Source organism: Massilia sp. Soil_C_3, assembly GCF_057657035.1.
This window is the reverse complement of record NZ_JBDGJG010000007.1, coordinates 280,901-300,914: the sequence shown is the minus strand read 5'-3', so window position 1 is coordinate 300,914 and position 20,014 is coordinate 280,901. Positions and strand designations below refer to the sequence as shown.

Below are 20,014 nucleotides of genomic sequence, written 5' to 3'. Positions count from 1 at the left end.
GGTTCGAATCGATGCAACCGTTTTTCCACCGCGCTGTGCTCGTTCCGGTCGTCGCGCTGCTCCTGGCCTGCGCAAGCTCCATGGCGTGCGCGGGCAGGTATGACACCGACCTGCCAGGTGCGGCCGACCATCCGCTCATCACACGCTATGCCGGCTCGATGCTCTACCTGCATGGCGGCGAGAACTACGGTCCGGCCAAGGCCCTGGTCGCCGGTAGCAAGGGTGTCGAGATCGCGCAGCTCGAAGGCAAGCTAACGAACCGCATCTATTGGGCCCCGGCAGGGCGCGCGCCGCTCGAGGTGTTCCGCAACTACGAAGAGGCGCTAAGGCAGGCGGGTTTCGAGATGCTCTACCGCTGCGAGGAGGCGCAGTGCAAGCGCGATCTCGTGCAGAACAAGATCGTGCGCTGGGTCGAGAACATGAGCTGGACCGGCAGGGGACGATCGGATGGGTACGTCCGGCGCATGTTCGAATACAAGCCTGGCTTTCACTACCTGCATGCACGCAAACGCAGCGGAGCCGACTCGGTCAACGTCCAGATCGCGCTGCGCGCGGGCGACAACGACCGCGACAACGCGGGCCGGGTGCAGCAACTGGTGCAGGTGATCGAGTCGGCCAGCATCGAGGGTGGCAAGGTCAGCGTCAACGCGGCGAAGATCGGCGCGTCGCTCGAGCGCGAGGGCCGCATCGCGCTGTACGGCGTCCTGTTCGATACCAACCAGGCCGTGATCAAGCCGGAGTCCGGCGACACGCTGGGCGAGATGGCTGCGGCGCTCAAGGCCAACCCGGCGCTGTCCGTGTTCATCGTCGGCCATACCGACAACCAGGGCGCGGTGGCGGGCAACGTCGACCTGTCGCGGCGCCGCGCGCAAGCGGTGGTCGACGCGCTGGTCACGCGCCATGGCATCGCGGCGGCGCGCCTGCAGGCGCAGGGCGTGGCCAATTTCGCGCCAACGGCCCCGAACACCAGCGAAGATGGACGCGCCAAAAACCGGCGCGTGGAAATGGTGGTGCGCTGATGCTGCGCCACGCCACCGTTCCGGCCCTGTTCGCGCTGGCGGTCCATGCCGGCGCCGTGCTCGCGCAAGAGCTGCCAATGCCCGGCCTGTACCGGGTCGACACCGTGGGGCAGGCCGAGCACCAGGTCGGGCCGCATCAGGCAATCATCAAGACGGAGGAAGACGGCGCCAGCGGCGACCAGGCCACGCGCTCGGTGGTCGCGGGCGCGGACAGCGGCCGTAAGGTCTACAAGGGCGGCGCGCCGGTCACCCAGTGCGTGAAGGCCGGACCGCCCCAGCTGCCGCCGGCGTTCGGCAAGGGCACGTGCACCAACCAGGAAACGCGGCGCAGCGCGCAGGGCGTGGTGCTGGTGGAAAGCTGCCCAGCCGGCAAGCTGACGCTCACGATCCGGCGCTTGGACGCCAGGACCTGGGAATACGTGACAGAGATGGACATGTCGAGCGGCACGACGCCGAATCTCGACGGCACCCGCACCATGCTGCAACTGGCGGCCAAGAGCGCGGAGTCGCCCGCCGACCGCGCCCGCGCCGCCAAGGCCCTGGCCGAGTTGCCGCGCCGCGAGGCGCACATGGCACGCGAGCGCGCCGCAGCCGAAGCGGCCCTGCAACAGGCCCTGGCCAAGGCCCGCACACCCGAGGAAGCCGCAGCGGGCCGGCAGGCCATCGCGCGCCTTCACGGGAAAGTGCCGATCAAGATCACCGACCGCGCCACCTTGACCCGCATCGCAGATCGCTGCACCTCGCCCTGACCGCCATGAAGACGCTCCATCTTTCCAGCCTCGCCGGGCTGTGCCTCCTGATGCCCCTGGCCTTTGCGCAAGCCTGCCCCGGCCAGGTGCCGCCAGGCCTCACGGCGGTACCGGTGGCCAGCAAGGCCGTGGTCAACGGCCTGTCGATGGCGATCAACCAGGTGCAGGGGCCGGGCACGGCAAGCAGCGTGCTCGATCGGGTCGAACAACAGTGGAAGCAGGGTGGATTCGACGTCCGGCGCGCCAATGCGATGGGCTGGGACACTGTTTCTGCCCTGGGCAAGGGCTGCCTGGTGACCCTGCAGCTGGTGAACCGCAACGGCGTGTTCGGCTACCTCGCGCGCAGCACCCCGCACAGCGGCGCCGCCGCCAGCCCGGCGGCGATGGGGGTTCCGCTGCCGCCCGACGCCAAGGTGGCGTCGAGCGTGGCCAGCGACGACGACGGCCGCAAGGGACTGGTGGTGACCATGAGCTCCCAGCGGACGCTCGACCAGCTGGGCGAGTTCTTCATGCGCCAGCTGGGCGACCAGGGCTGGAACGGCCTGCGCTCGCACCAGATCGTCAACCCGGCCAACGGCGTCGCCTCGCTGCTGGTGAATGCCCGCCGCGGGCGCGGCCAGGTCGAGCTGATGATGTGGCGCGAGGGCGGCACGCAGATCGTCATGACCATCTCGGAGGCGCTATGAGCCCGCCCCGCCGCCATACCGATGGCCAGGCGATGACCGAGTACACGATCGTACTGGCGCTGACCGTGGTGGCGCTGGTGCTGGCCGCGCTCGATCCGTCGCCGCTCGATGCCTTGCTGGACGCGATCCGGCGCGCCTACCTGGCGTTTTCATACGCGATTTCCATGAGTGTCTGACCGATTCCCTTTTTGAACATAACGATATGGCCATCAACTCGAAACTCGCCGCGCGGCTCACCAGCCCGCTCGCGCTCCTGCTCTTCGCCGCCCTGATCGCGGCCGGGGTGGCCGCGCTCGCCTACCACTACCTGCAACAGCGCGAACAGACCATGCGCGCCGAGCTGGCCGCGAGCAGCCGCGTCAAGACCACGCCCAAAGTCCAGGTGGTGGTGCCCAATGCCGACGTCGAAGCCGGCACGGTGTTGGGTGGCGCGCGCTTCGTGTCGCGCCCGGTGGACGACGACCTGGTCTATCCGGACACCCTGCTGGCCAAGGACTTCCCGTCGGCCCAGGGCCTGCGCCTGGCGCGGCCGGTGCTGCGCGGTCGCCCGGTGCGCATGTCCGACCTGCAGCAGCCCGAGGTCGACGACGTCGCCGCTGTACTGCCTCACGGAACGCGGGCGATGACGATCGATATCGACAACCTCAATTCGATTGCCCAGACCCTGCGGCCCAACCACCGGGTCGACATCTTCCTGATCTCGCGCTCGTCCGGCGGACAGCACGAGCGCCAGCAAGGACAGGACGACAAGGCTCAGGAGCAGGCATCGCTCTTCATGCAGGACATGGTGGTGCTGGCGACCGGCCGCGAATTCCAGGACGTGAGCAATCCGGCGCTCGACCCCAGTCGGATGGCGCGGCCGGGCGAGGTCGAGGGCGGCGCCGAGACCGATTACGAACGCAGCTTCGATTCGATCACGCTGCTGGTCAAGCCGCAGGAGGCGGCCAAGCTGATGGTAGGCCAGCGCATGGGCACTTTCCGGGTCGTGCTGCGCGGCCGCAACGACCGCGACGCGCTAGCGCTGCGCACGCTGCGTGCGCGCGACCTGATGCCGGCCGCTGCGCGCGGGCGCGATGCTGGGATCGAGTTCATCGTCGGCGGACGCGGCAACTTGGTGGCGCGCATTGACCTGCTGCCGTCGCAGATCCGGGCCATGCAGGCGGCCGGCGAGCAGGGGCGCGGTGCGATGCCGGCGCCGGCCCCGGAGGCCCCGGCCGTGCAGCTGCCACCCATGCCGGTGCCGGCGGGCGTCACCGAACCCGTTCCTTCGCTGCGTGGCGGCGGCTTCTAACCTGAATCAGAAAAACAATCATCATGCTCAAGCCGTCTTTCGTACTTGCCCTGCTTGTCATCGCCGTCGTGTTGCCCCATACCGCGCATGCCGAAGGCGCGCCCGCCCCCGCACGGACGCGCGACGCCGCTCCCGGCATCAGCTACCACCAGAGTAAGCCAATCACGATCGTGGCCGGCGAGATCGCGATGCTGCCGATCCGCGGCAAAATCGTGCGCCTGGCGCTGGGCAGCGGCGACATCCTGTCGACCACCACGGTCGACGCCAACCTGCTCCTGATCGCCGAACAGGTCGGCACCACCAGCCTGCTGGTTTGGACCAGGGACGAAGTGCATTCCTACCGGGTGCACGTGGTGCCGAAGGACCTGGCCGAGACGCGCGCCAAGATCGACCTGCTCACGCGCGACCTCAAGGGCGTGAAGGTCGAGACGCTGGGCAACGAGATCGTGCTGACCGGCGTGGCCCACCGCGACGCGCTGGCCAGGCTGGGCGCCGGCCTGCGCGGCGTGCCGGGCGTGGTGCTCAACGTGAAGGAAGACCAGGGCAGCGCCTTTACCCGCTCGGTGCTGTTCCGGCTGCACTTCGTGGAGGTCAGGCGCTCGCTGCTCGAATCGATTGGCATCAACTGGGCCAAGAGCGCCAACGGCCCCACCGCCGGCTATATCGGCATCGCCACCGACAAGGGCGTGTACGACCCGCCGCGGGCCTACACGCCCGAGGACGACCTGCTGTCGCCGACACCGCCCTTCGTGACCCGCAACGGCAGCAAGGGCGGCCACTTCCTGGGGCTGGCGACCTCGCTGACGTCGCGCCTGAACCTGGGCGTGTCGAGCGGCGACGTGCAGGTGCTGGCCTCGCCCGAACTGACCGCGAAAAGCGGCGGCAAGGCGCGCCTGCAGGTAGGCGGCGAAGTGCCGATTCCGCTCGCCGGGGCGTTCGGCTCCACCAGCGTGGAATTCAAGCCCTACGGGATCATCCTGCAGATCGAACCGCAGATCGACGCCGACGGCATCATCACGGCCAAGGTCTCGACCGAGCTGTCGCAGATCGATCCGGCGGTGACGGTGGCCGGGGTTCCCGGCTTCCTGACCCGCAATACCAACACCGAAATAAGCATCAAGGAGGGCGAGATGGTGGCCCTGTCGGGCCTCGTCAACAGCGAAATGGCGAACGCGGTCGATCGCGTGCCGGGCATCAGCCGCATCCCGATCCTGGGCCGGCTGTTCCGCTCGGACGACTTCCGCAACAGTAAATCGGAGCTGGTGGTGCTGCTCGAACCCGAGATCATCGCGCCGGGCGACGGACTGGCGCAGCAGTTGCGCGAACGTGGTGAAGCGAACAAGAAGGGCTTCGAGGACAAGGTGCTGGAACTGCAGCGCAAGGAGTCCCAGACACCCATCCCCGATCCGTCCCTCGACTTCTATCGGAACTAATATGATTCGTATCCAGGTATTTCGGCGCGCCCAGCTGGTGGCGGAAGCGACCAGCAAGGGCGCCAGCTGCTTCCTCGGCAAGGAAGCCGGCAGCCTCATCGTGCTGCAGGGCTGGCGCGTGGGACGCCGCCAGCTCGAGTTCGCGTTGGGCGAGGAGGGGCTGTTCGTCAGGGACGGCGGCGGCATGGCGCCGCTCAAGGTCAACGGCAAGGAGGTCAATCAATACGGGCCGCTGGCCAGCAACGACACCATCGAGCTGGCCGATTACCGGATCATGGCGCACGTGTCCGAAGAGGCGCGACCTCATCCGGCGCCGGCGCCGCTTCCGGTGACGGTGCTGCCCCACGCAGCGGCGCCAGCGCGCCAGCCGCAGCCGCAGCCTGAGCCGAGCGCGAACCCGCTGGAGCGTCCCGAAGGCATCGCCATGCGCGGCCAGCTGCACCGCATGCTGATCGCCGCCATGGACCTGCGGCGCGTGAACGTGGCGCGCATGGCCGACGCGGAGCTGCGCTCCACGGTGCAGAAGCTGATCGAGGAACTGATCGACACCGACAGCGCATTCGAGTCGATGCGCGAGCAGCGCACGGCGCTGTGCGACGTCGTGCTCAACGAAGTGGTGGGCCTGGGCCCTCTGGAGTCGCTGCTGGCGGACGACGAAGTGAGCGAGGTGATGGTCAACCGCCATAACGACGTGTTCGTCGAACGGGCAGGGCGCCTGGAGCGATCGAATATCTCGTTCTCCAACGACGCGGCGGTGATTTCGGCGATCGAACGCATCGTCTCGCCGCTTGGACGCCGCATCGACGAGAGTTCGCCGATGGTCGACGCGCGCCTGAAGGACGGCTCGCGCGTGAACGCCATCATCCCGCCGCTGGCGATCCGCGGGCCGAGCATCACCATCCGCAAGTTCGCGCGCAACAAGCTGGTGGGCGAGGACCTGATCCGCTTCGGCGCCATCAGCGCCGAGATGGTCGCCTTCCTGCAAGTGGCGGTGAAGCTGCGCGCCAACATCGTGGTGTCGGGCGGCACCGGCTCGGGCAAGACCACCTTGCTCAACGTGCTGTCCAATTTCATCCCGGACGACGAGCGCATCGTGACGGTGGAAGACGCCGCCGAGCTGCAACTGAACCAACCCAACCTGGTGTCGCTCGAAGCGCGGCCCGCCAATATCGAGGGCCGCGGCGCGGTCACCATCCGCGACCTGGTGAAGAACTGCCTGCGTATGCGCCCCGACCGCATCATCGTGGGCGAGTGCCGCGGCGGCGAAGCGCTCGACATGCTGCAGGCGATGAACACCGGCCACGACGGCTCGCTCACCACGGCCCACGCCAACAGCCCGCGCGACTGCCTGTCGCGGCTGGAGGTGATGACCCTGATGAGCGGCCTGGAGATCCCGATGCAGGCGATCCGCGAGCAGGTGGCGTCGGCCGTGGACCTGATCGTCCAGCAGACCCGCTTTTCCTGCGGCAGCCGCAAGGTGACCTATATCAGCGAAGTGACCGGCATCGAGGGCAACCTGATCCAGCTGCAGGACATCTTCCAGTTCGAGCAGGACGGATTCGACGCCAACGGCAAGGTGTGCGGACGCCTGGTGCCCACCGGGCACATACCGGATTTCTACCAGGACCTGATGCGGCGCGGGATGCCGGTGGACGTTTCCATCTTCCGGCGCGACAGCGCGCCGATGAAACGGGTGCATCCGGCATGAACGAGCGCACCTTCATCATCGCCGCGATCTTCTTCGCCATGCTGGCGCTGGCCTGGCTGGCGCTGCACTTCGGCAGCCGCTGGTTCCGCACGCGCCAGGCCGAGGTGGCGATCAGCGCCAGGGCCGACCTGGAGAATATGTTCATCTTTACCGACGAGCGCCGCATCATGGTGATCAACCTGTCGGTGTTGATCGTCCTGCCTTTGGCGGCCTGGGTCGTGAGCGGCAACCTGGTATTCGTGCTGATGTCCGTCGTGCTGGCCTTCGTCGCTCCGCGCCTGGTGGTGGCCCACATCGCCCGGCGCCGGCTGCGGCAGTTCGAGCAGCAACTGCCCGACGCCCTGATGATGATCACCGGCGCCCTGCGCGCGGGCGCCAGCCTGCCGCTCGCCCTCGACAGCGTGGCCAGCGAAGGCAAGCCGCCGATTTCGCAGGAGTTCGCGTTGCTGCTGCGCGAGATGCGCCTGGGCGTCGACTTTGCCGTGGCCCTGGAATCGATGGAAAAGCGGGTGCCGCTGGAGGACCTGGCGCTGGTCACGGCTGGCATGGCGCTGTCGCGCGAGGTCGGGGCCAACCTGGCGGCAACGCTCGAATCGATCGCCAGGACCATCCGCGCCAAGCTGCAAATGGAAGGCAAGATCAGGAGCCTGACCGCGCAGGGCAAGATGCAGGGCCTGGTGATGGCGGGCCTGCCGGTGATGCTGGTGGCGGTGTTGAACGTGATGGAGCCGGAAGCCATGGCGCCGCTGTTCAACGCCTGGTATGGCTGGGTGACGCTGGGCGTGATGGTGGTGACGATCCTGGTCGGCTACCACTTCATCCGTCGCATCACGACTATCGACGTCTGAACGGGAAGCCGCGACCATGAACCCATTCGTCATTGCCCTGCTGGTCGGCGCCGCCTTCGTGCTGCTGGCCGCCGCCCTGATCCACGGCGCGGTGCGCCTGAAGGAAGACGTGCCCGAGGAAGACCGCGCCTACCTTGACCCCTTGCCGCGGCCATTGCGCCTGCTGTGGCCCGTGGTCCGCCTGGTCGACTACCACCTGTGCCGCAACATACCCCAGTCGCTGCTGGCCGGCCCGGGAGAGACGCTGCGGCTGTCCGGCATGTTCTACCTGATGAACCCGACGCAGTTTATTGCCCTGTGCCTGGTCAGCCTGGCGCTGTTTTCCGGGTTCACGGCGCTGGTGCTGTCGATGGCGGGCCTGTTCAACCCGTTCTGGGTCATCGCCCTCGCGGGTCTGGGCTTCGTCTATCCGCGCATCTGGCTCAAGGAGACGCTCAAGCGGCGCCAGAAGCTGATCGTCAAGGCGCTGCCGGCCTACCTCGACTTTCTGACCATGTCGGTGGAAGCAGGCCTGAACATGGCCGGGGCGATCGCCCAGGCGGTCGACAAGGGGCCGGCCGGTCCGCTCAAGAACGAATTCGCCTTCGTGCTGCGCGACCTGCGCGCCGGCCTCACCCGCGCCGATGCACTGCGCCGCATGGATGCGCGCGTGCGCATCCCGCAGGTGTCGAGCTTCATCAGCGCCGTGATCCAGGCCGAACGCATGGGCGCCAGCCTGGGCGCGACCTTCCGCGCGCAGTCCGAACAGCGGCGCGTCGAGCGCTTCCAGCTGGCCGAGAAGCTGGCGATGGAGGCGCCCGTCAAGCTGATCTTCCCGCTGGTCGTTTTCATCTTCCCCGTGACCTTCCTGGTGCTGATGTTCCCGATCGCGATGAAGTTCATGGCCTCGGGTATCAAGTTCTGAATCGCCATGCTCAAGACCATCCCGATCCAGTTCGAAACCGCCTCCACGCCGCGCCGGCTCGACGTGATGCTGGCCACGACCGCGCTGGCGCGCATGCGCGGCCTGCTGGCCCGTCCGCCGCTGCGCGCGCACGAGGCCCTTTACATCAGCCCATGCAATATGGTGCATACGATTGGCATGGGCTATGCCATCGACGTCGTCTTCCTGTGCCGCGACGGCCTGGTGCTGAAGGTCGCCGGCGGCGTGCAGCCGCGCCGCATGCGCGGCCACTGGCGTGCCGCCGCGGTGCTGGAGCTGGCCGCGGGCGAAGCCGCGCGCTGCGCCATCGCACCGGGCGTGCGCCTGCCACTGGAGGCCCCATGAACGCGCGTCAGCTTGGCCAGGCCGGTGTCGAGCTGCTGGTGGTGCTGCCGGTGCTGGTGGTGATGTTGTTCGGGACCATACAGCTCGGCCTGATGTACCAGGCGCGCGCGACGCTCAACTACGCCACCATGCTGGCCGCGCGCGCCGGCGCGCTGCACAACGGCGACCACGGCGCCATGCGCAATGCGCTCGCGCGCGGCCTGACCCCGCTGTTCGCACACCAGGCCAGCGCCGCCGGCTACGCAGACGCGTTGACCAAGGCCACGCTCGAGACGGCGGCCGCCAGCAATATCACCGACATCGAGGTGCTCAACCCCACCGGCGCCGCGCTCGCAGACTTCGGCCGCGCGCGGCTGGATGGCGAGGATGGGCGCGAGCTGCCCAACGACACGCTGCATTACCGCACCACGGCCGCTGGCAGCAGCTCGCAGCTATCGGTGCAGGACGCGAACCTGCTGCACGTGCGCGTGACCTACTGCTTTCGCCTGGTCGTGCCGGTGATCGACCGCATGCTGCATTCGGCTGTGAATGCGGTGTCGGCGGCCACTGAAGGGAGTGGCATGCAAAACCCGTTCGGCATCGGCCCGACGCCGGGGATGGATGCGCCCTGTTCGGCGCCGGGCGTGCGCGGACCACGGGTGCAGATTCGGAGCGAGGCGATCCTGCGCATGCAGTCGGCTTTTCATGAAGAGAATCTCGGTGGTGGGTCGGGCACGCCGCCCGATATGGGTGTGCCGGGGGACCCGGACGAGCCTGCAGAGCCCGGCACACCGTTGCCTCCAGACCCGACCATCCCTGACGACCCGGGAGCGCCTATATGCCCTTGATCTTCCGTGCGCATGGCGCCTTTGCGCGCATCCTCGCGAGTTTCCTGATCGTCGTGTTCGGCTTGCTACCGCCGTTGTCCGCGCTTGCCCAGCAGTCCACGCCGGCCCCCGGCGCGGGTATTACCTGGCGCATTTGCGAATCCCCTGCGACCTGCTTCATCAATCAGGCAGCGAAAGACAAGTTCGCCTCCGATCACAACTGCCGCTTCCTGGAGGATGTGTGCTCGAAGGGGAGTATTGATAATAAGGGAGCGAAGCCGGAAGACGAGGGCTTCTGGGGCAGCTTGTGGTCCAGCGTGAAAGGCTCGCTGGTGTACGGCTACGAGTTCGTGAAGGGCTTGCTCGAAGGATTAAAAAACCAGATCACCGACATCATTGAGCTGGTTACGAACCTCGGGTCCGTGGTGGGTGGCCTTATCGACCTCGGCAAGGCTTTCTACAACAATCCCAAGGAGACCATCAAGCAGCTTGGCCAGTTGCTGGGGCAGGGAGCGGTCGATACGCTGACGAAGGCCAGTCAGTGTGGTCCCTATGACCTTGGCAAGGTCATAGGCGGCTATGTCAGCCCAGCGATCGCGATCAAGGTCGCCACCAAGCTGACCAAATACGGCGGCAATGTCGCAGAGGCAGTCAAGCAGGTGAAGATTGATGTCGGCTGCGCCAGTTTCGCTGCCGGTACGGCGATTTCGACTCCTGATGGCATGGTGCCGGTTGAAACAGTCCGCGCGGGCCAGACGGTCTTCTCGCGCAATGACAGCAGCTTCCATGACCACCCGCGTCAGGTAACCCAGGTATTCAATCGGACCGCTCCTGATTACTGGCTGCTCAGGACGGAATCGGAAACGCTACGCCTGACGGACGAACACCCCGTTTGGGTGCAGGGCAAGGGGTGGACCGTCGCCTCCGAAGTGCGTGAGGACGACGTCATCGCTGGTCGTGAGGACGATTCGCTAGTGCTCGACAATACCGCAGTCGAGCAAAGCCTGCGGGTCTATAATTTCAGTGTCGCCGGGACACCTAATTATTTCGCAGGGCAGAGCGAACTGTGGGTGCATAACGCGAAGTGCGATCTTCATATGCCCTACCGCGCTCCGCGTAGCCCGTCCGGCTATGCGATTGGGTCGAGCGACGGCGGTCCTGGCAAATGGCGTTCGATCAAACGGCCAGATAATTTGCACTACCGCTTCGAAAAGCAGGTCACCGGCGCACCCAAGAGCATCGAGTACAGAGTGGGTGAGGTTGACTTCGACGGCTACGATGCCAGCCGCAATGTGCTGCTTGATGCGAAGCATTACTCCGCGGATAACTTGCTCCTCAAGAGTGAGCCGCCAGGCCTGATAAAAGAGATAAAGGATAAAGAGCTTGCCAAGGCGCAGGGTCAGCTTAAGGCCGCACCCGCGCCGATGAGGATCGAGTGGCATGTGTCGAACAAGGAGGTAGCGGATGTGCTCACCAAGCTGTTCGCCGACTCCAACATTGAAGGAATAGAGCGGTTGGTCGTCGTTTTTACACCAGATATCGTCAACTAGGTATATCAATGCAAACAATTAAAATGTTTCTCAATGTTTACAATCGCTCTTTCAACTTCGGGCAGGCCGTAGAGGGCGTTCGCTGCCTTCTGCTCGCGCTGAAAGAGGTGCATCCCAAACTGGCGTATTGGGAGGTGCTCTGCAAGACACGGTTCGAGCCGCTGCAGCGCGATCTCAGCGACCTGGCTAGGACGCTGCGCGCCGTTGCAAGACCGGAGAAGAAGAACTCCGGGGTCAGCTCGCTCGATGCGTACGGCAACGTGACCGACGAGTCAATGGATAGGGATGGTTTCAGGTTCTCAATGTATTCTGCCGCCGCCGACGCAAGCGGCGGCGACTATCACTCGCGTCCCGACCATGTCGAGCTGATGTTTGTAATAGGTGGGGAAAACTATCCAACAAAGTTGTCGATGACCTTTCCCTCAGGTGATCAGAGCTTTCTCGTGGGGCAGGCCATGCGCCCGGTTGTCGAGGCGGCGATCGCAGCCTGGGACCCGGACCTGCTGGAGGTCTGGCCTGCCGATTTCTACAGGGCTGCCGTTAGTGACCATGAGATACCGCGGGTACTGCGCGTTGGCTGGTTCAACTATCTGCGTCATCCGCTCATCGTGCCCTGCCTGCCGGAGGAGCTTCCTTATGCTGCCACGCGACTTGGAGATGACCGTATCCTGCTCAGTCTGGGTGATAAGGTTCCGGAGCCCGCCAATCGAGTCCAGGTCGCGCAAGGCGCCGCCATGCAGGCGATCTTCGATCGCTTCCATCTCAACGAGTGGCATGTCCTTGCCGGATTGCCACTCGATGTGGACGAGCGGGCCTACCTGCAGCAGGTAACGGGCGCGTCAGCGGACCGCGGCTATGTGGTCGGATTCACCGTATTCGATGGCTACGATGCCGAGCGCGGAGCGCTGCTATACGCTAGGCTGTTCAAGAACATTTTGAAGGGATACCCTTTCAACCTACTTCCTTTCATGCGCGATGATGCAAAGCTGATCGGCGGACTGTTCTTTGTCGGCCAGGCACGACAGCAGATCGCGGCGCTCGACCATGTCAATTCCACTCACCCCATCGAATGGCATGTCGCAGACGACGATCTCGCGCGCACCCTCACGCTATTACTGAATGACTGGCTAAAGATTCCGCGTGCACGATTGACCGTCCACCACACCCCGTTCATCGGCGGCCCCGAGAATTAATTGGAAAGGGAAACAATGTCGCTGAGTTTAGTGCTCGGAAATCTGGTCGGCCGCTCCATGATCAGTTATATGTTGGTGTTCGCCTGCTTCGTGGCGTCGTGTATGCGAGTGCGCCCGGCATTTGCGCGCTGCCTGAACCCATATGCCTTGGCGGCGGCCGTGCTATTGACGATGCTCGGCTTCGCATCCGCCGTCGTCAGTGGCGGGGGTGTGCGGTGAGATTGAGTGGCGCGGTCATGGCCGTCTCTCAGCTGATGTTCGCACTATTCGCGCTGGACGCTGCAGCCGACCCGGGCCGACGCGCGTTGCGAGAAATGCAGATCCACCACGTGCCCGAACTAGGGCTGGAGTTGTGGGTCGAGAACCAGCCGCCTTGGGAAACGCAGATGTCATCGAAAAGTGGGCACCCAACCTTCTACGCCCAGAGCCCGCAGGATTATTATCCGCCGACGGTGATGAGCTTCGCGTCCTGGCCGAAAGAGAAGGTAGACCAGAAATCGATGCAGGCGATGGCGACCAGTGCAATCAAGCACTCGAGCCTGAATTTTGGGCGGACTCCCGTTCAGGCGAAGGCGGTTCAAGTCTTGAAAGCCGAGTACGGCGTGCTGAGGGGCTACGAAGCGACTTTCGCCGGCGCGGCGGACGGTATGCCCCTGGACGTGACAGTCTTCGTGGGCCAACAGCCTGGCAAGTACCCGGTGGCGCTGACCATCTACACGCTTCGGGGAAAGATCGACGTGCTGGCGGAGCAGCAACGTCGGGCATGGACGAAGATCCGCTATCTCCCGCCTGCTGGCAAGTAGGCCGCTTTTGAATCTTCTGGCAGCCGGCTGAAGCCAGCTTCGCTACAGCGCACTTGCATCAAAGAGCCGTACTCTGACTAATGCCGAGTTGCGCTGGAAAACCGATCCCGTGCAACTCGGCCGGCTGCAGGAGACGACACTCGAACAAAAGCGCAACATCCGCGCTCGGGCCGGCGAGATCGGGCATGCGAGGAAAAAGTGGATGAAGTATTTGCAGGATGAATATTGGAGAATTTGAGATGCGCGATTCACAAGGAAATGCAGACCGCTATGATTATTTATTCAAAGAATACAATCGATTTATGGGGTGGCGCGAGGAAAATTTCGAAATTGTCCCGCTTGAGCGAAAAATTAATTACTACTGTCGAGAGCAGGCGCAATATTCAAAGAAAATTGTTTTACATCGTTACGGTAGAGGCGATGCGCTGGAAGAGATTCAAGGCGCCGTGCGGGTACATACGAATCTCCTGATCCAGGACCAGAGGCTCCTCCAGAATCTCACCGAAAATTACAAAAAGCCGGGCTACGCGGTCTATGGTATATGGCGTGATTCCACCGCGTTCGCTTTTTTGGCTTTGCTTGTCGTTGAGTCAGAAGCATATATTGGATTGATTCAAAAATTGATCGATCCAGATATTGAATCTCGAGCCTACCTGACAGATATTCTTTTCAAGGCGTTCATTCCCGGTTTTAGTATGGCTCGGAAGTACAAGATCGATAAATACTCAGCTGTGTGGATGGACCCGATTCAACGCGCATTGGCGAAGCCGGCAGGGGAGCGCGCCGACGCCCTTGCTCTGCACATGAAAAGCTGGTGCCGCATCATGCGACCTTGGGGATGGAAGCCTGACCTCAAACCCGAATGGGGTGGAGACAACCTGTTCTGCGATTTTGCGTTCGAAGTGGCGGCGGTCGTGTGTGCCTACGATATCGATGACAGCACGTTCAATGACCACCCATATTATCCGCGTGATCTGGTCGAATATTACAGAACCAAGGTGCGCCATACCCGCGATGCCTGGCGTGAGCATGGCGTTGGAGCCGGTGTGCCAGTAGCCGCGCCTCCTTTGCCGAAGAAAGCTGACTTGGCCAAGTCAAAACGCAAATCCATAGCACGTTGGGTCGAACTGGTCTGCGACGGCAATATCGATGTAACGGAAGCGGTGCTAGAGACGATTGGCAGGCCGCGCAAACTTGACGATATTAGTGAATTGATGGCTGCGCTTGCCGAGTCGAACGAGGCTATCCACGCCGATATCAAGGATGACGAGACGACGCTGATCCTGTCCGGGCGGGTGGCCGAACGACGCGGCTTGGGCGAGTTCGACGGCCCGCCAGGCCCACCGTTCGGACCGGCCCGCTGCCGCGCCGGTTTGCTGGCGTTCGCGCAGTGGTTGCAGCCACATGGCTACCGCTTGGTCGACCTCGACAACGACGACGACGCCTGGCACGCCGTCGTCGTCAAGGCCGATTACTACGCCGAACTTATCGAACTGAGCAACACCCTGAAAATCCGCACCCGCACGCCCGAAGCCGTCTACAACGATTGACCACCACGAGGACTCGCCATGTTTGGACTGTTAAATGGGACCCATGACTGATCAGAAGGAAATGCGTGATCCGAGTGGTAATTTGAAACGCTATCGGAAAGAAATTGGTGAAATAATTCAGCAAGAGGAATTTATTTCTGCCCTAGTGCCAGAATCATTGGAGGAGGAAGCCTGGTTCAAGTTACAGGCCGTGGCTACCACGTTGAGGCTGGTTGTTCGTAAATATGGCGCCGGGGATACGTTGGATTCGATCAAGGACGTCATCCGCAATCGTGCCAGTTTGATGGCCGAGAATAGCGAGTTCGTACGGCTCAATGGAAGAGCTGAACAGAGAAATTATTCGCCGATTGACGCGATGAATCGAGCAGATGCAGCTTTTGTGGGCATCGCCCTGCTATCCGTCGAATCATCTGAATATCTTTCAGTGTTTCGAAAATTCCTGCCTGTCGATTTTCAGAAGAGGAGCTATGTTATTGATCTGCTGGTGCAAGCATTTATTCCGGATCACGCTCTCGCAAAAAAATATAAGGCGGACAAGCACGCGGTGGCCTGGATGGATCCGTTTTTGCATGCACTTGCTGCCGATGCGGACCATCGTAGCGAGGCATTTGCAGCCTATATGAAAAACTGGTGCCGCATGATGCGTCCTTGGGGATGGAAGCCTGACCTTGATACTGCGCCAGGCAAGGATCGCTTGTTCTGCGACTTTGCATTTGAGGTTGCGCTGGCGGTGTGCGCGTATGATATTGACGACAGCGTGTTCAATGACCATCCTTACTATCCTCGGGATCTGGTCGATTACTACCGAATGCATGTGCGCCATACTCGCGATGCGTGGCGACCCATAGCTGCCGGGCCCGGAGTACAGATCATTGCTCCGCCGCCACCGAAAAAGGCTGACCTCGCGAAAACCAAACGCAAAGGCATAGCACGCTGGATCGAACTGGTCTGCGACGGAAACATAGATGCAACCGAGTCGGTTCTGGAAGTGACAGGAAAACCTCGCAAGCTCGATGATATCCACGAACTGATGGAAGCGCTGAGCGAAGCCGGTCAAGCCGTTCACGGTGATATCAAGGACGACGAAACGGTCTTGATTCAAGCGTCCACTGTGGCCGAAGATCGGGCGCTCGGCGAATTCGATGGTCCAGCGGGACCACCTTTTGGACCGGCTCGCTGCAGTGCGGGGTTGCTTGCTTTCTCGTCCTGGCTGGAAGGGCGCGGCTACCGCCTCGTCGACCTCGACAATGACGACGACGCCTGGCATGCCGTCGTCGTCAAGGCCGACTACCACGCGGAACTCATCGAACTGAGCATCACGCTGAAAATCCGCACCCGCACGCCTGAAGCGGCCTACAACGATTAACCACCACAAGGACTCGCCATGTTTGGACTGTTCAAGAAGAAAGCAACCGCCCAACCCGCGCTCCCGGCCCTGCGCGCCGACCAGCTCCAGCCCCGCATCAAGCACATCAATTTCTTGCGGGCGCTGCAGGCCGCGGGTGTGCCGCCGGAGCAGCAACCGAGTCACACGCCGTTGTGCGGCGAGCTGATCGTCACCTATGCTTTCGATTTGCCCGACAGTTTCATGATGGCCACCCCGAAGCTGGTCGAGAGCGTCGCTGTCTCTGCTTTCGAGCTTCCCGGAATCGCACGCGCTAACTTCGAGCGTGCCTTGCCGCAGCCGAAGTTCTTTGCCAAGGACGGTTGCAATGTTGCCGTGACCGGGGAAGACCTGGAAGCGACCTTGCTGCTGGTGGACGGTCTGTGGGACAGCATGGCGGCGCAGGTGCGCGGCGACATCCTGGTCAGCGCGCCGCGCCGCGACCGCATTTTGATGTGCGACAGTGCCGACCCGAACGCCGTAGCGACCCTGCGTCAGCAGGCGCAGCAGTTCTTTGACGAACACAACGATCCGCACCGGCTGTCGACCCAGGTGATGGTGCGGCGCGGCGGCAGCTGGGCGCTGTTCGACGGTCAATAACGAGGAGTCCGAATGTCGTTGAGCTTTGTACTTGGAAATCTGCTTGGCCGAGCGTTGGTGAGCTATGTCCTCGTCTGGGTCGCATGCTTCCTGGCGAGCCGTTTCGACTGGCGGCTTGCCTTCACCCGCAGCCGGCGCTGGTACAGCATACTCGCCGTCATCGTCCTGACCTTGATGGGCATGGGCGGCGCGATCGTGCGATCGGGGGGAGGGCAATGAGGCCGCACCGCCGTCTCGCGCTCGCGGGCAGTCATGCACTTCTGCTGGGCTGGCTGCTGCCATTTTCCGGTGCCCGTGCCCAGACTCGTAGTGCGAATGGCAGGCCGCCGGAGCTGCGTCACATGCAGATCTTTCATGTGCAGGAGCTCGGACTCGAGGTCTGGGTGGAGAACCAGCCGCCGTGGGAAACACGCTTGTCGAACGAGACCGGCCGCCCCACCTTCGTGGCCGAAAGCCCTCCCAACTATCACCCGCCAACCGTCATCACCTACGTGAGCTGGCCGGAAGAAAAGGTGCTCGCGGATGGAACGCACCAGATGGCGGGCGCCGCAATCCGGCGCGCCAGCGAGAACTTCGGCGTTAGCCGCGAGCGCAGCCTCGCCATTCCGGTCAGACAAGCCCGGTATGGCGACATCCAGGGTTATGAAGGCTGGTTCACTGGCAAGGCCGACGGCGTGGCGATGGATGTCTCGGTGTTCGTCGGGCAGGCGCCCGGCAAGTTCCCGGTCGTGTTCAACGTCTATACCACCAGGGGCAAGCTGCCCAGCCTGACCGAGGTGCTGCGTCGTGCCTGGACCAACGTCAAGTATCTACCGGCAGGACGAGTCAAATGAACAAGAGGATGTCAGGCAGTCTTACCCGGATGGCGATGTCGTGTGCGACGCTGTTGTGCATCTCGCCAGGTGTATCGCATGCGCAGGCGGTCGATGCGCCGCGCTACGTCAACGCCCAGGGCGTTGAAGTGATCCAGGGACGGCGCGCGGCGAGGCCAGCGCCGGCGGGGAACCTTGGCAACGAGAGTGGCAGCGATGCGTCAAGCCCGGCAGGCGGCGCTCAGGCGATCCCGAAGCGAGCAGAACCGGCTTTGCCCATGGCTGCCAGCTACCAGATCGCATCTGGCGAGCAGCAGCAGCGCGACCGCGATCGATTGGGCATCCTCGAGGAAGAAATGCGTGCCGAAAATGTGGCGCTCGAGTCGAAGATCCGCGTTCTGCAAGCCCCTGCGATGCGGGCAAAACTCGATGCCGAGCAGCTCAAACGCCTGCAGGAGACAACGCTGCAGCACGAGAAGAATATCCGTGCCTTGCAGTCCGAAATCGCGCGTGCGAAAAAGGACCGGTGAGCGGCCGAATCACTGCGCCGCGCCGGCCTGGCCAATCGGCGGAAGCGAACCGAGACTATCTGCCATTTTCAGGCATTCCCCGGCCTCCGGTGTTTTCCTGGGCAAGAGACCCGCGTGATCGGTCGCCCAGATCTGCAGTTTGCGGCGCTCTCTGTCCGTGACCGAGGTCGTCAGCTTTGCGTCCTCGTGCTTGCTGCGCGCCAGGATGACGATTGCGGCGCTGTCCAGGTCCTTTTCCTGCGATTGCAGCCAATTGCGGTGCGCCCCCTGCACCTTGCTGCGCACTTCCGGATAGCGTTCCTCGCAGGTCGACAGAAGTTCGGTCATGAAATCCTTGCGCGCCATGATACGCACAAGCTGGTCTTCCTGTACCGACATCGGCTTCGCCGGCTCCTGGGCCGCGAGCATGTACGCCCGCTGCCGGTCCGTCGTGCTCATCGGATTGTCCCGGGCTTGCTGCACCTTCGCCAGAAAGACCCGTGCGTCGCCGGGTTTTGCGGCGATGCTGCCGATGACTTCGCCCTTCGAATAGATCAGCTACTCGGGCAATCCGAACGGCTTTTCGATCTTTCCGAAATCGGGAAATTTGTGCCAGACCGGCCACTGGACGCGGGCAAACTTCACACTCGGATCCTTGGCCGGCGCGACCGCGCGCGTGTAGGCTTGCGCAGCGCCAGGGCAGTACCTGCATTTCGGATCCGGTGAAGTGAACTGGACTACGACGGTTTCATGCGCAGCCAGGTAGGCGGCCAGTTCCTGTGGTTTCAGATCCGCCACCGGAGCTGCCTGGGAGGCATGTGATGTGAGCAGGACGGACAGTAACAATGCAGCTTTGAAAGTGGTCATGGGAACCAGGCGGCGTGATAGACAAGCTGCATTGTTCAGCATCGAAAATGCATTTGCAAACCGCTCTGCATAGGCACGCGAGATTCCGCGCCGTCCGCGGCTCAGAAGCTGTACGACACGCTGGCGCGCAGCACCGGGAAGAATTTGTAGTCCGACAGTTCTTCGCTCAGGCGCGCTTCTTCGTGCGCGACGTCGGTCGCCAGCACGGTGCAGGTCACGCGCGAGCTGGTGCAGCCGCGGCTGACCAGGTTGACGTGCGCCTTGCCCTGGTAGAAGGTGCCGAGGTCGGCGCTGAAGTTCCAGCGCTTGTTCGGCGTAAGGGCGTTGCCCCAGCCGATGCCGACGTACGGCGCGGCCTTCTGGAAATCGATGTTCGCATCCAGGTTGCCGACGTCGGCCGCGGTATAGCCGCGGCCATTGATCAGGTACTGGCCGTTGGCATTCGGACGGCCGCGGCCCTTGATCTCGTTGCCGTTGTAGAGGATGCCGCCGGTCAGCCGGAACGGGCTGTTGGCGATCACATACCAGTCGAACAGCACGTCGAAGGTCTGCAGCTTGCCCTTGGCGTCGTAGTTGATGCCGCCGGTACGCTTGTCGAAGTCGTGCTTGAGGTAATTGATGCCGAAACGGCCGTTGAGATTGCTCTCCATGGGCACGACCAGGTGCACGCCGGCGCCGGTGGTGCCCAGCGTGGCGGTGACGGCGGCGCCGATCTCGGCGTGGGCGGAAGCGGCGGCCAGCGTGGCGGCCAGCACGACAACGATGCGTTTCAGTACCATCTGTAAAACCCTTTGATCGGAAAGGCGAGATTGTAGCGGGCAGGGGCGGGGTAGGGCATGTCTGAAAATTGTAATGAAAGGTAGAAAGCAACAGTCTCTTCGTCCGAGCGCGTACCGGCTCCATGCCGCCCGGCCCCGGTTTCGTCGGCCCAGTCCCGAC

Annotated in this window: 23 protein-coding genes; 20 read left to right on the top strand and 3 right to left on the bottom strand. The window is 63.3% G+C overall.

Features of this window, described 5'->3' with window-relative positions; genetic code table 11:
- Positions 1-11 precede the first annotated feature (11 nt).
- From AC3A6F_RS16540 to AC3A6F_RS16445, 20 genes are all read left to right on the top strand, one after another.
- Entirely contained in the window at positions 12-1,019 is a 1,008-nt protein-coding gene (locus AC3A6F_RS16540; RefSeq protein ID WP_487682583.1) for an OmpA family protein, read from the top strand.
- Positions 1,019-1,768, top strand: a complete 750-nt coding sequence (locus AC3A6F_RS16535; RefSeq protein WP_487682581.1) for a hypothetical protein — start codon at positions 1,019-1,021, stop codon at positions 1,766-1,768. The genes AC3A6F_RS16540 and AC3A6F_RS16535 overlap by 1 nt, the downstream gene beginning before the upstream one ends.
- A 5-nt stretch (positions 1,769-1,773) precedes the next feature.
- Positions 1,774-2,454 (top strand): hypothetical protein, encoded by a 681-nt coding sequence (locus tag AC3A6F_RS16530; RefSeq protein ID WP_487682579.1) that lies wholly within the window; start codon positions 1,774-1,776, stop codon positions 2,452-2,454.
- Entirely contained in the window at positions 2,451-2,630 is a 180-nt protein-coding gene (locus tag AC3A6F_RS16525) for a hypothetical protein (protein WP_487682577.1), read from the top strand. Before AC3A6F_RS16530 ends, AC3A6F_RS16525 begins: the two co-directional genes overlap by 4 nt.
- Before the next feature lie 26 nt (positions 2,631-2,656).
- On the top strand, positions 2,657-3,745 hold the full coding sequence (gene cpaB / locus AC3A6F_RS16520; protein WP_487682575.1) for a Flp pilus assembly protein CpaB: 1,089 nt from the start codon (positions 2,657-2,659) through the stop codon (positions 3,743-3,745).
- A gap of 23 nt (positions 3,746-3,768) precedes the next feature.
- Positions 3,769-5,178, top strand: a complete 1,410-nt coding sequence (locus AC3A6F_RS16515; RefSeq protein WP_487682574.1) for a type II and III secretion system protein family protein — start codon at positions 3,769-3,771, stop codon at positions 5,176-5,178.
- A 1-nt stretch (position 5,179) separates the two neighbouring features.
- Positions 5,180-6,886: a TadA family conjugal transfer-associated ATPase gene (locus AC3A6F_RS16510; RefSeq protein WP_487682572.1), complete on the top strand. Its 1,707-nt coding sequence runs from the start codon at positions 5,180-5,182 to the stop codon at positions 6,884-6,886.
- Positions 6,883-7,734: a type II secretion system F family protein gene (locus tag AC3A6F_RS16505; RefSeq protein ID WP_487682570.1), complete on the top strand. Its 852-nt coding sequence runs from the start codon at positions 6,883-6,885 to the stop codon at positions 7,732-7,734. Before AC3A6F_RS16510 ends, AC3A6F_RS16505 begins: the two co-directional genes overlap by 4 nt.
- Before the next feature lie 16 nt (positions 7,735-7,750).
- The gene (locus tag AC3A6F_RS16500; RefSeq protein ID WP_487682568.1) at positions 7,751-8,638 is read left to right on the top strand and encodes a type II secretion system F family protein; all 888 of its coding nucleotides are present in this window, start codon (positions 7,751-7,753) and stop codon (positions 8,636-8,638) included.
- Between the two features lie 6 nt (positions 8,639-8,644).
- Positions 8,645-9,001 (top strand): DUF192 domain-containing protein, encoded by a 357-nt coding sequence (locus AC3A6F_RS16495; RefSeq protein ID WP_487682567.1) that lies wholly within the window; start codon positions 8,645-8,647, stop codon positions 8,999-9,001.
- Positions 8,998-9,828 (top strand): TadE/TadG family type IV pilus assembly protein, encoded by an 831-nt coding sequence (locus AC3A6F_RS16490; protein WP_487682565.1) that lies wholly within the window; start codon positions 8,998-9,000, stop codon positions 9,826-9,828. The genes AC3A6F_RS16495 and AC3A6F_RS16490 overlap by 4 nt, the downstream gene beginning before the upstream one ends.
- Positions 9,819-11,357, top strand: coding sequence for a polymorphic toxin-type HINT domain-containing protein (locus AC3A6F_RS16485; RefSeq protein ID WP_487682563.1), 1,539 nt, complete (start codon positions 9,819-9,821; stop codon positions 11,355-11,357). Before AC3A6F_RS16490 ends, AC3A6F_RS16485 begins: the two co-directional genes overlap by 10 nt.
- Positions 11,358-11,365: 8 nt before the next feature.
- Positions 11,366-12,550 (top strand): hypothetical protein, encoded by a 1,185-nt coding sequence (locus AC3A6F_RS16480; protein ID WP_487682561.1) that lies wholly within the window; start codon positions 11,366-11,368, stop codon positions 12,548-12,550.
- Positions 12,551-12,786: 236 nt separating this feature from the next.
- Positions 12,787-13,353, top strand: a complete 567-nt coding sequence (locus AC3A6F_RS16475) for a hypothetical protein (RefSeq protein ID WP_487682559.1) — start codon at positions 12,787-12,789, stop codon at positions 13,351-13,353.
- Positions 13,354-13,592: 239 nt separating this feature from the next.
- On the top strand, positions 13,593-14,903 hold the full coding sequence (locus AC3A6F_RS16470; protein WP_487682557.1) for a DUF6630 family protein: 1,311 nt from the start codon (positions 13,593-13,595) through the stop codon (positions 14,901-14,903).
- 43 nt (positions 14,904-14,946) lie between these two features.
- On the top strand, positions 14,947-16,269 hold the full coding sequence (locus tag AC3A6F_RS16465; protein WP_487682555.1) for a DUF6630 family protein: 1,323 nt from the start codon (positions 14,947-14,949) through the stop codon (positions 16,267-16,269).
- Positions 16,270-16,287: 18 nt separating this feature from the next.
- Complete coding sequence (locus tag AC3A6F_RS16460) at positions 16,288-16,887, top strand: DUF1444 domain-containing protein (protein ID WP_487682553.1); 600 nt, start codon at positions 16,288-16,290, stop codon at positions 16,885-16,887.
- Positions 16,888-16,899: 12 nt separating this feature from the next.
- Positions 16,900-17,106 carry a hypothetical protein gene (locus AC3A6F_RS16455; RefSeq protein ID WP_487682551.1) on the top strand — a complete coding sequence of 69 codons (207 nt, stop codon included), beginning with the start codon at positions 16,900-16,902 and terminating at the stop codon, positions 17,104-17,106.
- A 122-nt stretch (positions 17,107-17,228) separates the two neighbouring features.
- The gene (locus AC3A6F_RS16450) at positions 17,229-17,720 is read left to right on the top strand and encodes a hypothetical protein (RefSeq protein ID WP_487682549.1); all 492 of its coding nucleotides are present in this window, start codon (positions 17,229-17,231) and stop codon (positions 17,718-17,720) included.
- The gene (locus AC3A6F_RS16445; RefSeq protein WP_487682547.1) at positions 17,717-18,229 is read left to right on the top strand and encodes a hypothetical protein; all 513 of its coding nucleotides are present in this window, start codon (positions 17,717-17,719) and stop codon (positions 18,227-18,229) included. Before AC3A6F_RS16450 ends, AC3A6F_RS16445 begins: the two co-directional genes overlap by 4 nt.
- A 9-nt stretch (positions 18,230-18,238) precedes the next feature.
- Here AC3A6F_RS16445 and AC3A6F_RS16440 read toward each other — a convergent pair whose 3' ends face one another.
- The 3 genes from AC3A6F_RS16440 to AC3A6F_RS16430 form a co-directional block, all read right to left on the bottom strand.
- On the bottom strand, positions 18,239-18,667 hold the full coding sequence (locus AC3A6F_RS16440; RefSeq protein WP_487682545.1) for a hypothetical protein: 429 nt from the start codon (positions 18,665-18,667) through the stop codon (positions 18,239-18,241).
- A 99-nt stretch (positions 18,668-18,766) separates the two neighbouring features.
- Positions 18,767-19,075, bottom strand: coding sequence for a hypothetical protein (locus tag AC3A6F_RS16435; protein WP_487682544.1), 309 nt, complete (start codon positions 19,073-19,075; stop codon positions 18,767-18,769).
- A gap of 101 nt (positions 19,076-19,176) precedes the next feature.
- Positions 19,177-19,854 (bottom strand): hypothetical protein, encoded by a 678-nt coding sequence (locus AC3A6F_RS16430; RefSeq protein ID WP_487682542.1) that lies wholly within the window; start codon positions 19,852-19,854, stop codon positions 19,177-19,179.
- Positions 19,855-20,014 lie beyond the last annotated feature (160 nt).